This window comes from Elusimicrobiota bacterium, assembly GCA_040757695.1.
GTDB lineage: Bacteria > Elusimicrobiota > UBA8919 > UBA8919 > UBA8919 > JBFLWK01.
The window spans coordinates 49,435-61,714 of sequence record JBFLWK010000009.1; the positions used below are offsets into that span (position 1 = coordinate 49,435).

At 34.5% G+C, this 12,280-nt stretch carries 11 protein-coding genes; all 11 read left to right on the forward strand.

Going from position 1 to position 12,280, the window contains the following annotated elements:
* Positions 1–43: 43 nt before the first annotated feature.
* The 11 genes from AB1349_03035 to AB1349_03085 all read left to right on the forward strand — a co-directional run bounded on the left by AB1349_03035 (position 44) and on the right by AB1349_03085 (position 12,155).
* Positions 44–325, forward strand: coding sequence for a metalloregulator ArsR/SmtB family transcription factor (locus AB1349_03035; protein MEW6556308.1), 282 nt, complete (start codon positions 44–46; stop codon positions 323–325).
* Complete coding sequence (locus tag AB1349_03040) at positions 326–775, forward strand: Mut7-C RNAse domain-containing protein (GenBank protein MEW6556309.1); 450 nt, start codon at positions 326–328, stop codon at positions 773–775.
* Complete coding sequence (locus AB1349_03045; GenBank protein MEW6556310.1) at positions 766–1,254, forward strand: regulatory protein RecX; 489 nt, start codon at positions 766–768, stop codon at positions 1,252–1,254. Before AB1349_03040 ends, AB1349_03045 begins: the two co-directional genes overlap by 10 nt.
* Positions 1,241–2,785, forward strand: a complete 1,545-nt coding sequence (gene purH / locus AB1349_03050; GenBank protein ID MEW6556311.1) for a bifunctional phosphoribosylaminoimidazolecarboxamide formyltransferase/IMP cyclohydrolase — start codon at positions 1,241–1,243, stop codon at positions 2,783–2,785. The genes AB1349_03045 and purH overlap by 14 nt, the downstream gene beginning before the upstream one ends.
* 76 nt (positions 2,786–2,861) lie before the next feature.
* Positions 2,862–4,088: an ATP-binding protein gene (locus tag AB1349_03055; GenBank protein MEW6556312.1), complete on the forward strand. Its 1,227-nt coding sequence runs from the start codon at positions 2,862–2,864 to the stop codon at positions 4,086–4,088.
* Positions 4,089–4,188: 100 nt separating this feature from the next.
* On the forward strand, positions 4,189–5,514 hold the full coding sequence (locus tag AB1349_03060) for an MFS transporter (protein MEW6556313.1): 1,326 nt from the start codon (positions 4,189–4,191) through the stop codon (positions 5,512–5,514).
* 37 nt (positions 5,515–5,551) lie between these two features.
* A complete protein-coding gene (alaS, locus tag AB1349_03065; protein MEW6556314.1) occupies positions 5,552–8,176 on the forward strand; it encodes an alanine--tRNA ligase in 2,625 nt (874 codons plus the stop codon).
* 22 nt (positions 8,177–8,198) lie between these two features.
* Positions 8,199–9,539, forward strand: a complete 1,341-nt coding sequence (locus AB1349_03070; GenBank protein MEW6556315.1) for a hypothetical protein — start codon at positions 8,199–8,201, stop codon at positions 9,537–9,539.
* A 335-nt stretch (positions 9,540–9,874) separates the two neighbouring features.
* Positions 9,875–10,225: a hypothetical protein gene (locus AB1349_03075; protein ID MEW6556316.1), complete on the forward strand. Its 351-nt coding sequence runs from the start codon at positions 9,875–9,877 to the stop codon at positions 10,223–10,225.
* 339 nt (positions 10,226–10,564) lie between these two features.
* A complete protein-coding gene (locus AB1349_03080) occupies positions 10,565–11,599 on the forward strand; it encodes a HEAT repeat domain-containing protein (GenBank protein ID MEW6556317.1) in 1,035 nt (344 codons plus the stop codon).
* 250 nt (positions 11,600–11,849) lie between these two features.
* Positions 11,850–12,155 carry a hypothetical protein gene (locus AB1349_03085; GenBank protein ID MEW6556318.1) on the forward strand — a complete coding sequence of 102 codons (306 nt, stop codon included), beginning with the start codon at positions 11,850–11,852 and terminating at the stop codon, positions 12,153–12,155.
* The last annotated feature ends 125 nt before the right edge of the window (positions 12,156–12,280 follow it).

Genomic DNA, 12,280 nt, shown 5'->3' on the forward strand with positions numbered 1-12,280 from the left:
AATTAGCAAATTAGCTAATTTGCTAATATTAGAAAGGAGGAATATGCCACTTTTAGTGAAAATTTTTAAAGCTGTAGCGAACGAAAAAAGGATTAAAATTTTAGAACTTCTACACAAGAAGAAAAAAGTATGTTTGCCTGAAATTAAACGTATGCTTAGGGTTTCAAAACCAACGGCATGTCGTCATTTAAAAGTATTAGAACATGTAAACATAATTAGTTCCTTACGACAGAAAAGAAAAATTTATTTTATCTTAAATCCTAAACGTGTCTTGCGGTTCAATAGAAAAATCTTAAAAATGATTAAGCAGCAGAGAAAAAGATAAATGAAATTTATTGTTGATAGAATGCTTGGACGTTTGGCAAAATGGCTTCGGCTTTTGGGGTATGATACTGTTTATTATACAGGCAGCTCGGATAAAGAACTTGTTTTTGAAAGTATAAGGCAGCAACGAATTCTTTTAACAAGAGATACTGGTATTTCAAAAAAAAAACCAATAAAAATTATAGTTATAAAAAGTGGGAATTATTTTGAGCAGATTGAACAACTGAAGTCCGAATTAAATTTGAAAATTGATAAACCTGAGATTTTTACACGATGTATTGAATGTAATACACCTCTTGATAAAATTGAGAAAGATAAAGTTAAAGATAAGGTTCCGTTATTTATTTTTCAAACACATAATGATTTTTTTTACTGCCTTAATTGCAAAAAAATTTACTGGCAGGGTTCGCATATAAAACTTGCACAGGAGTTAATCAAAAAATGGCAATAAAAGAAAAATCAACAAATTATCAAAAAGCACAAAAATATGCTTTCTGGCTGTTAGCCAGACGAAATCATTCTGAAAAGGAAATACGAGAAAAAATCGGAAGAAATTATGACGAAAACGTTGTTGAAAAAGTAATAGAAAAACTAAAAATTCTGAAACTGATAAATGATGAAAAATTTGCAAAAGAATGGACTGAATATCGTTTAAGAAATAATAAGAGTAAAAATTTTATACTGCGGGAACTTAACAGAAAAGGTATAACACATGAAATGGCTGCTACTATATTAAACTCGTTTTCAATAGATGAAACGGAAGTAGCATACAAGATAATAAGAAATAAACTTCCAAGATATAAAAAACTTGAACCGCTGAAAGCAAAAAATAAAATATACCAATTTCTTACAAGGAAAGGATTTGATTACGATACCATTGAACAGGTTGTAAATAGATTAGGAAAGGAGAATTCAGATGAGACCGATTAAAACTACATTAATAAGCGTATCCGACAAATCAGGAATTATTGAGTTTGCAAAAGCATTACAAAAACAAAATGTAAAAATCATCTCAACTGGTGGTACTGCAAGAATCCTAAAAGATGCTATGATTCCAGTCGTGACGGTTGATGAAACAACTGGCTTCCCGGAAATTCTTGATGGTAGGGTAAAAACTTTACATCCTAAAATCCATGCAGGTATTCTTGCAAAAAGAACCAAAAAACATCTTACCGAGTTAAAAAAACTTGGTATAGATACGATTGATATGGTTGTTGTCAATCTTTATCCATTTGAACAAAAACCTTCTATTGAAAACATAGATATTGGCGGAGTTGCTCTTCTTCGTGCAGCAGCAAAAAATTTTGAGAATGTAGTAGTGGTCTGTGATCCGACAGATTATTATCACATTATCGCTAATATGAAAATGGGAAAAATAGATTTTGTATTCAGAAAACAACTTGCAGCAAAAGCGTTTAGGCATATTGCATATTATGACGCTGTTATTTCCAATTTTTTTACAGATGAACCTTTTCCTGAAAAAATATCAATTGGACTTAAAAAACTTCAAGAACTGCGATACGGCGAAAATCCACATCAGAAAGCAGTAATATATCAGAAGTCACCCGCCTGCCATCAGTCGGGCAGGGAAGTCAGAAGTCAGAAGTCAGAAATAAAACAATTACAAGGGAAAGAACTTTCGTATAATAATTATTTAGATTTAGATTCTGCATTTAATCTTGTTTGTGAATTCCAAAAGCCATCATGTGTGATTGTAAAACATAACAACCCTTGCGGGGTTGCAACCGCTAAAACTATCTTTAATGCATACAAAAATGCACTCGCTTGTGACCCTGTATCTGCATTCGGTGGAATTGTTGCCTTCAATAAAACTGTTGATGTAGAAACTGCAAAAAAAATAATAAAAATCTTTACAGAATGCGTAATCGCACTGAATTATTCAAAAGATGCGCTAAAAATATTTTCTCAGAAACAGAATTTACGTGTTTTATCTTTTCGTGTTTCCGCAAACACGAAAAGTTCAATATGTGGGTTTCGCAGTGTATTCAATGATAAAATACTTGTTCAAGAAAGAGATAATAAAATTTTTGATAAATTAAAAATTGTGACAAAAAGAAAACCAACAAAACAGGAATTGGAATCATTAAAATTTGCTTTTACCGTCGCAAAACATGTAAAATCAAATGCTATTGTTCTTGTTAGAGGCACTCAAACGGTAGGTATCGGTGCAGGTCAAATGTCCAGAATAGATGCCCTGCATATAGCAACCATGAAATTGAATTCAATCCCCAATCCCCAATCCCCAATCCCCAATCTCTCTTTGGTTCTTGCTTCCGACGCTTTCTTTCCATTTCGTGATGTCGTTGATGCGGCATCAAAAATCGGTGTCGGCGCGATAATTCAGCCTGGTGGCTCGCTTAACGATAAAGATTCAATCAAAGCATGTAACGAGCATAAAATTTCAATGGTATTCACAGGAATACGTCATTTCCGACATTAAAGTTAATTCTTTACAGATTACTCAATATTTTGAGTAATCTGTTGACATTTAGAAAATAATTTTGTATTATTGAACTATGAAAAAATATATCCGTAAACAGTTATATGACGAATTATGGAAGGCATTAACAGGAAAGATTAATTTGATTCAAGCGGTAATCGGCCCTAGACAGGTTGGTAAAACTACGCTGGCTTTACAGATATTTGACAATTGGAAATATCCAAAAATTTACGAAACAGCCGATCAGCCAAATATACCTACAGTTAGCTGGATAACTGATAAATGGCAGAATGCAAGAAATTTATGTAAAAAAACCAAACAACCCGTGCTATTAATTTTAGATGAAGTTCAAAAAATTCCAAAATGGAGCGAAGTTGTAAAAAAATTGTATGATGAAGATAAAAGATTACATAATAATAATCATGTTTTATTATTGGGCTCATCGGCACTATTGATGCAGCGCGGATTAACAGAGAGTTTGGCTGGCCGCTTTGAATTACACAGGCATAATCAATGGTCTTTTTCTGAATGTAAAGAATGTTTTTCATTAAGTTTAGATGAATATATTTATTTCGGTGGATATCCTGGGGCGCTTTTATTAATTGAAGATGAAAACAGATGGGCAAATTATATGCGGGAATCACTTATTGAACCAGTGTTATCAAAAGATATAATTCTATCTACACCCATTACGAAGCCTGTACTGATGAGACAATCGTTTGGATTAGCTGTAAATCATGCTGCACAGATTGTGAGTTATCAGAAAATGCTTGGCACATTACAGGACGCCGGCAACACTACAACCATTGCCTCATACCTCAATTTAATGTCTAAGGCATTTCTTTTAACACCGTTAGAAAGATGGAGCGGTGCAAGAATAAGGAGAAGAGGGTCTATTCCTAAAATATTAGTATATGATAACGGGTTGAGCACCTCTATGGCTGGAGTGAAATTCAATACAGCCAAAAAAGATAAAATGTTTTGGGGACGATTGGTTGAAAATTCTATTGGTGCAAGATTGTATTTTATTTTTAACAAGTTGGGAGGCGAGATATATTACTGGCGAGAAAGGAACAACGAAGTTGATTATGTGACAAGATTAGGAGATAAAATAATAGGATTTGAAATTAAATCAGGTAGACTTGATAAAAATCCTGCTGCGTTATTATTATTTAAAAGAAAATATAAAAATTCAAAAACTGTAATTATATCCAATTCAAAAGAGCTAACAGTTAATTCTGAAAAAAACATAAATATAAATGAATTTTATAAGAATCCCGAAAAATATATTATTGAACTTTGAACGCTGACAGAATGACATAATCTCTGCCTGCAACGAGCATAAAATCTCAATGGTATTCACAGGTATGCGTCATTTCAGACATTGAAAACGATAAGATGTTATGGACAACTATAAATTAAACCAGCATCCTGTAAAACGAAGTTTAAGATATTCATTCATAGATGGTTGTTTTTTCTCTGTAATGTTTGGGTTTGGTGATACATATTTGAATCCTTATATCATCGCATTAAAAGCAACACCACAAGAAGTTGGTCTACTCACATCATTACCGGGGTTCGCTTCAAGCATTCTTCAATACAAGACACCAGATATCACAAAACTTTGGGGTAGAAAAAGAACAATGGTGACATCTGTGTTTCTTCATGCATTGATGTGGCTACCGATACTTTTAATACCATTTATATTTCAAACAAAACTTGCATTATGGTTAGTCGGTTTCGTTACGCTTTATACTATGTTTACAGGTTTAGGTGGACCGGCATGGGCAAGTATAATGACACAATATATTCCTAATCAATCAAGGGGGAAATATTTTAGTTTCAGAAACAAATGGCTTGGTAGTATTACGCTAATTTCAAGTTTTATTGCTGGTATAATTCTATGGCTGATGAATAAAAAAAGTATTTATGGCTTCACAATAATTTTTTCAATAGCGTTTCTGTGCAGGTTCATAAGTTGGTATTTTATTACAAAATATTACGAGCCCAAGATACATACTCCAAAAGAGGCAGAATTTGGATTAAAAGATTTTTTGATACGATTCAAAGAAAGCAATTTTGTTAAGTTTGTGTTATATGTTGCATTCACTTCTTTTGCTGTTTATTTAGCTGCACCGTTTTTTGCTGTATATATGTTGAGAGAACTGAAATTTGATTACTTATCGTTTGTAGTTATAAATACAACTTTGACAATCACTATGTTACTTACACTATCAACCTGGGGAAATCATGCTGATAAAGTTGGCAATATGTCGGTAATACGACTTGCTGGCTTTATGTTACCATTTTTACCTGTGTTATGGCTTTTTTCTACATCAAAAATATATCTTGTTTGTATAAATGCATTGGCAGGTTTCGCATGGGCTGGGTTCAATCTCGCTGTCTCTAATTTCATTTTTGATGCTGTATCTCCAGAAAAACGTGTTCGGTGTATATCGTATTTTAACCTGATAAACGGTACAGGAGTATGTCTTGGTGCGTTAATAGGCGGGTTTGTAATACCTCATCTACCTCAAACTTTTGGAAGTAAGATTCTAACAGTATTTGTAATTTCTGGTATTTTAAGATTTGTTGCTCAAATAACTTTACTGCCTAAAGTAAAAGAAGTGCGGAAAACAGTATCTGTAAAAAGTAAGGACCTCTTTTTCAGTGTGCTTGGCATAAAACCAATTATCGGTATCCCACAAGATACTATAAGAATTGAATAGATTTTTAGAAGGAATTTTTATAAAATAGATGTACTTTATGACCACGAATGAAATCAGGAAGAAATTCCTGAAATTTTTTGAGACTAAAAACCATACAATTTTTAAGAGCGACTCGCTTGTGCCTTCATCAGACCCGACACTACTTTTTACAATTGCAGGAATGGTACAATTCAAAAATTATTTTCTCGGGACACAGAAACTAAAATCAAAATACCAGAGAGCATCATCGGTCCAGAAATGTTTCAGAACTTCAGATATAGAAAAGGTAGGATATACAAAGAGGCATCTAACATTTTTTGAGATGCCTGGTAATTTCTCTTTTGGTGATTATTTCAAAAAAGAAGCGATTGAATGGGCTTGGGAATTTTTGACAAAGGAGTGCGGCATTAATGCCGCACTACTGTATGCAACCGTCTATAAAGATGACGATGAAGCATTTACAATCTGGCAAAAAATTATTTTAAAAGAAAAAATTGTAAAATTAAAAGAAGACACAAATTTCTGGGAAATGGGAGATACAGGTCCTTGTGGACCTTGCTCTGAAATTTTCTATGATACCGGTATTGAAAACAGTTGTGGAAAGCCAACCTGTGGTCCTGGTTGTGATTGCGATAGATTTATTGAAGTATGGAATCTTGTTTTTACACAATTTGATAAACAGCCCGATGGCACACTTAAAAATCTTCCTCAAAAAAATATAGATACTGGTATGGGTCTTGAAAGACTTACAGCTATAATTCAGAATGTTAATACATTTTTTGAAACTGATGAGTTTATAAAAATTATAGATTTTATTGAAAACATTTCAAATAATAAAAATGATGTTTCAACAAAAATTATTGCTGATCATTGCCGTGCAATCACACTTCTTATTTCTGATGGGATTCTGCCTTCCAATGAAGGAAGGGGTTATGTCTTAAGAAGAGTTCTAAGAAGAGCATTAACTCATGGAAGGAAACTAAATCTTGTAAAACCTTTTCTCTACAAAATCTGTGGAGAAGTTATTGGGATAATGAAACAAGTATATCCCGAATTGATTTCTCATCTGGAATATATAGCACGGGTTGTAAAAATGGAAGAAGAAAAATTTCTACAAACACTTGAACATGGTATAGAGATTCTTGAGGACTTGAAGAAAACGAAACAAAAAATTTCCGGAAAAGATGCGTTCGTTTTATACGATACTTACGGCTTTCCACTTGATTTAACAAAAGAACTTCTGGCTGAATCCGAAATTTTTATAGATGAACAAGGATTTGAAGAAGAAATGGCGAAACAAAAAACTCGTTCTAAAACTGCCTGGAAAGGTTCAGGAGATAAAGATATGGGTAATTATTATGAACTTCAAAAAAAATTCGGGAACACTGTTTTCAAAGGTTATGATGAAACAAAAATTACAACTGAAATTGTTGCAATTGTAAAATATGGGAAAGTAGTTGATACTGCAAAAGAAAACGATACTGTTGAAATTATTCTGAAAGAAACACCTTTTTATGGTGAGAGCGGTGGACAAGTGGGAGACACCGGCAAATTAAAAATTAAAAATGAAAAATTAAAAATTGAAAACGAAGCGGAAATTGTTGATACGCAGAAACCTGTTGAAAATCTTATAATTCATAAGGCAAAAATAGTGAAGGGTATTTTGAAAACTGATGATACTGTTGAAGCAGAAATTGATGAGACCAGACGACAAAATATAATGAGAAATCATACCGCAACACATCTTTTGCATAAGGCATTAAGAAAAATTGTTGGAACACATATTGTTCAACGGGGTTCACTTGTTGCTGATGATAGGCTCAGATTTGATTTCTCTCATCCGGCACAACTTAAAAAAGAAGAACTGGATTTGATAGAAAAATATGTTAATGAAAAAGTTTTAGAAAACTTAAAAATTACAACAAAAATCACAACGGTAGATGATGCCAAAAAAATAGGTGCGATGGCTCTGTTCGGTGAAAAATACGGCGAGAAAGTTCGCTGTATAACTATCGGCGAGGAATCATCACCTGAAAGTATAGAACTCTGTGCAGGAACCCATTGTAAATCAACCGGTGAAATGGGGCAGCTTATAGTTTTATCAGAAAGCAGTATCGGTAGCGGTTTGCGGCGAATAGAAGCAATTACCGGAATCTCGGCATACAACTTTATGAAAAACCAGCGGGAAACGATTGACGAAATCGCAGAGATATTGAAATCATCCAGAACAGAAATTATTCCGAAACTTCAAAAACTATCAGACGATAAAAAGAAACTTGAAAAGGACGTTTCCAAAATGCCAAAAATACAAGAAAACGATTTGCTAAAAAATATCAAAGAAATCAGCAATGTAAAACTGCTAGCTGTAAAAATAGAAACATCAGCCATAGATGAAATGAGAAGCATTTCAGACAATCTGAAAAACAAAATCAAATCGGGCATTGTGGTATTGGGTTCTGTTATTGACGACAAACCGACGATAATTGTATCTGTTACAAAAGACCTCACGGCTAAATTTGATGCACGGAATATAGTGAAAGAATTATCAAAGATTATCGGTGGTGGCGGCGGTGGCAGGTCTGATATGGCACAGGCAGGTGGAAAAGATGTCTCAAAACTAGACGAAGCAATTGCATCAGTTGAAAAGATAATAAGAACGAAACCACAGATGAACCCCCGATAGCACCATTCGGGGGCAGGCTCTGATGAACACAGATAAACATAAAAAAATCATAGTTGTCTTTTTAGCAGGGCTATTGTCAAGCCCTTTTTTCTTTTATTCAAGATGGCAGGATGTTGATTTCTGGGGACATCTTTTTTTCGGCAAACAAATCGTTGAGACAAAAACTATCCCTAAAACTGATTGCTATTCATATACTGCTTTCGGGAACAAATGGATAGACCACGAATGGCTATCAGAAATTGTTTTTTATTTCATCTATAAAAAAGCCAGCGATAAGGGCTTGATATTTCTGAAAATTACTGTTGGTTTCTTCACAAGTATTTTTTTGTTTTTGACATTGCTTAATTATTCTCAAAATTATAGAATAGTTTTACCGCTTTATCTTTTTTCTTTATCGCTGATTTATCTAGGAGCGTCTTTTAGGCCACAGATATTCTCATATCTTTATCTTGCAATTACTGGATTTCTAATTCATTCATACATAAAAACTCAAAATATAAAATCTCTGTATGCTCTGCTAGTAATACTGATTTTATGGGCAAATTCGCATGGTGGTTTTATCGTCGGCGTGATTTTATCAGTATTGATTTTAACAGATCTATCAATAAAAAAACATCTTCTGTATCTAATAATGATTCCACTGGTAACACTGATAAATCCATATCATATCGGTTTATGGAAAACTGTATTTGCCGCATTAACAAATCCATTAACTCCAAAATATATCGGTGAATGGAGTGCCTTTAATATCGCGGATTTTTCAATCTTCGGTTATGTATTCGTATTTTTATCTGTGATTTCCGTTTCTGTTTTTATTTTGCTTATAGCCCAAAAACGATACCTATCTGCTTTAATAGTTATTCTAACTATTGTCTTATCTTACAGGTCTGTAAGGCATATTCCTATTGGTGCAATTATTATCGCTCCATTTCTTATACCATTTTTTCAAAGTATCAGAAAAAAATTTACATATCTAATTATTACTGCATTTTCATTATTACCGTTTCTTTTGATTTTGTTTCTTTCAATACAAAACCCGAGTTTAAAAATTCTTTCAGAAAATAAGTTCCCCGAAGGCACTATGAAATTTATCACTGAAAAAAATCTTTCAGGCAATATCTATAATGAATTTAACTGGGGGGAGTATCTGATATGGAATCTTTACCCGCAGTGCAAAGTTGCAATTGATGGCAGGTATGATACAGTTTATCCGATTGCTTTTCTTAAAAACTTTTTTGAAAAATTTGAGATACCTGAAAACACCGATTTTCTGCTTCTGAAACCATCAAGAATAGTAGATATAAAAAAATGGCGGGTTATCTATACAGACATGTTCTCAATCTTTTACAAAAAAAGTACTTGACAAATTGCAGGTTTTTTGTTATACTTTCACCAGAGGTAAAAAAATGACTGTCATTGCGAGTGAAACGAAGCAATCTCATACTGTCATTCCCGAGTGCTTTTATCGGGAATCCATAGATGTCGCCTCTGTTAGTAACTCCAAAATTTTTCGGGGGGGGGTAAAAACAATTTAAAATTAAAAATTAAAAATGAAAAATTATTTGTAGCGGCGGATGTAAATCCGCTATTTTTATTTGTAGTCGCAGGTTTTCAACCTGCGTTTTATTTTTTGTATTGCACGCTCTTGGCGTGCTTTTTTATTTCATCCTGCAATAGCGGGACAAGGAGGTAATTTCTATGGGTAAGGCACGGTTAGGGAAATCGTTTGCGGATGTAACTGATGCACTGGAAGGACTTTCTGCTGGTTTGACAGAAGGTGCAAAAACGGATAGCAAAGAAAAAGAGTTCCTGAAAGAATGCACTGAACGGCTTACAAAGCGGAAAGCACTTGATGCGAAACAGGAAGCGGCGAAAGCAACCCAGCAGGCACTCACAGAAGAGTTGGAGAAACAAGACCACGAAGACAAATTGTTCCACGGCCGTGTGGTGAGTTATCTGGAATCCAAACTTGGCAAGTTCTCGGAAGAAATGCAGAAATATGGTTTCCCACCGCGCAAGAAAGGCGGCCGAAAAGGTTCCCGACAATAATTTGTATAGAAGTGAGTCATTTGCTCGCAGTATCGGAATTTCAATAAATTGGGACGCAGATGGACGCAGATAAACGCAGATGAAAGAACTCTTGAACTTATCTGTGAAAATCTGTGTGTATCTGCGGTTACTAAAATGGGGGTTCAGGGCGAAGCCCTGACTATCTGGCTGTAATTGCCAATTTTTAGTGTTGGAATCAGCGTTTCCTTGAAGCAGACGCTAATTCCGAACAAGCAGAGAGGGGATTCCCTGCAGTATATCGCAGATTTTCAGTAAAGGAACAAAAATAATGAAGAAAACTAATTTCCTCCGTCCCTATTATTTATAGGAGAAACTTTGATGAAAAAGATAATGGTGGTTTTGTTATTGTGTAGTTGGTTAAATATTTTTGTATATTCTCAAGAAAAAAAAGAAGAGCAGAGGTCAGAACAAGCGATAAACCATGATACAAACCAGGAATCTGTACAAAAAACTGCATTATTAAGTGGTCAGATACTTGAGCAAAAAATTCAGCAATTGGTGTCCGCTAAAACACCGGGGCAGCGAGCAACAGCAGCAATGGCTTTAGGTAATTACAGAGATAAAAAAGCTGTTATAGCACTTATTGAAGCATTAAATACTGAAAAAATAGTGGTACAAAAACATGCGGTAAAATCGTTGGGTAAAATATGCAATAGGCATGAAATAAATTTGTTGATACAAAACTGTAAGAATGATAATAAATTATCTGATGCAGAGAAAAACGAAAAAATACACGGTTATAAAGAAATCACAGAAATATGCGAAAAATCAGTAATTCCTGCTTTAGTTGCAAAAGCAAAAGATACCGATGCTGATTTAAGAAAAAATGTTGTGGTGGCTCTTGGGAAAACAGGCAGCATCTCTGTTGAAAAAACATTGCTTGAATCTCTTGATGATATTTCGGAAGCAATCAGGGAAGAAGCGGTCAGTGGCTTGGGAAACATTGGTTCTCAAAAATCTATTCAAAAAATTGCCAAGATGTTATCATTTGACCCCAAAAGGTCTGTCAGAAGAACCTGTGCAGAAGTGCTAGGAAAAATAGGCGATAATTCAACAATTCCACTACTCAAGAAAGCATTGGAAGAAACAAAAAAAGAGCCAAAAGATACATTTATACATTTGACAATTTGTGCGTCACTTAAGCAATTAGGTGATGATACAGGGATACCAATTCTTATAAATGCACTTGAAGATGAAAGCGATAGTGTGAAGACAACTGCTATTGGTTTGCTGGGTATGTTGAAAGAGAAACGGGCAATTGATGCTTTAACAAAATTATCAAAGAATGACAAATCATCAACAGTCAAAGATTCTGCAACAAGAGCACTGAAGGAAATCAAAGGCGAAAAATGAAAAAGGTAATAATTGCGGGAATTGGGAATTGGGGACGGTCCTCAATTAATAACGGCGAATTCCTAACTGAGGATTTCGGGTTAAATGGATTCCCGATTGGGGCATTCGGGAATGACAAATACGAGGTTTCCTCGCCTAACTTGATGTACAGGAATTTCAATAATTGTCCTCAACAAGTTGAAGATTCCAGCGTTTTAATAGATTGGGAGTCCTTGCGAAAGCAAGGTTTTTTTGATGGAGGTCGCAAGATATGGACAAAAAACTTTTTATTGCGGGATTGTTGAAAGTCGGGCTTATTTTGGGAATGGTAGCATCTGGACTAGCAGAGGTAGCAGAGTTAAAACTTAACTCTAACGACGGTTCCACCGGTTTTGTAATTCAAGATAAAGATTCGGTAACAGTTTACCGGACTGACTCTGATGGCAATACTGTTATCAAAGGGACAATGAGCGTTGAAGGGAATGCATTTTCTGTTGGCGGTTCAACACTCGTAGTAAAAGCAGGCAACGTCGGGATTGGGACAACAAATCCACTATCATTATTGCATTTGAAATGATTTAGGGGACGAGGTTGAAATGGTTCACTTACGAGTAACAAAAAGGCAAGTTAAAGGTTAAAGGTTAAAAGTTAAAATGGAAAATGGGGACGCTTCTAATATTTGAGTGGATACAAATGGATTCC

Coding starts and splice junctions, on each gene's coding strand:
- AB1349_03035 (MEW6556308.1), top strand. CDS start 44: ATGCCACTTTTAGTGAAAATTTTTAAAGCTGTAGCGAACGAAAAAAGG.
- AB1349_03040 (MEW6556309.1), top strand. CDS start 326: ATGAAATTTATTGTTGATAGAATGCTTGGACGTTTGGCAAAATGGCTT.
- AB1349_03045 (MEW6556310.1), top strand. CDS start 766: ATGGCAATAAAAGAAAAATCAACAAATTATCAAAAAGCACAAAAATAT.
- purH (MEW6556311.1), top strand. CDS start 1,241: ATGAGACCGATTAAAACTACATTAATAAGCGTATCCGACAAATCAGGA.
- AB1349_03055 (MEW6556312.1), top strand. CDS start 2,862: ATGAAAAAATATATCCGTAAACAGTTATATGACGAATTATGGAAGGCA.
- AB1349_03060 (MEW6556313.1), top strand. CDS start 4,189: ATGGACAACTATAAATTAAACCAGCATCCTGTAAAACGAAGTTTAAGA.
- alaS (MEW6556314.1), top strand. CDS start 5,552: ATGACCACGAATGAAATCAGGAAGAAATTCCTGAAATTTTTTGAGACT.
- AB1349_03070 (MEW6556315.1), top strand. CDS start 8,199: ATGAACACAGATAAACATAAAAAAATCATAGTTGTCTTTTTAGCAGGG.
- AB1349_03075 (MEW6556316.1), top strand. CDS start 9,875: ATGGGTAAGGCACGGTTAGGGAAATCGTTTGCGGATGTAACTGATGCA.
- AB1349_03080 (MEW6556317.1), top strand. CDS start 10,565: ATGAAAAAGATAATGGTGGTTTTGTTATTGTGTAGTTGGTTAAATATT.
- AB1349_03085 (MEW6556318.1), top strand. CDS start 11,850: ATGGACAAAAAACTTTTTATTGCGGGATTGTTGAAAGTCGGGCTTATT.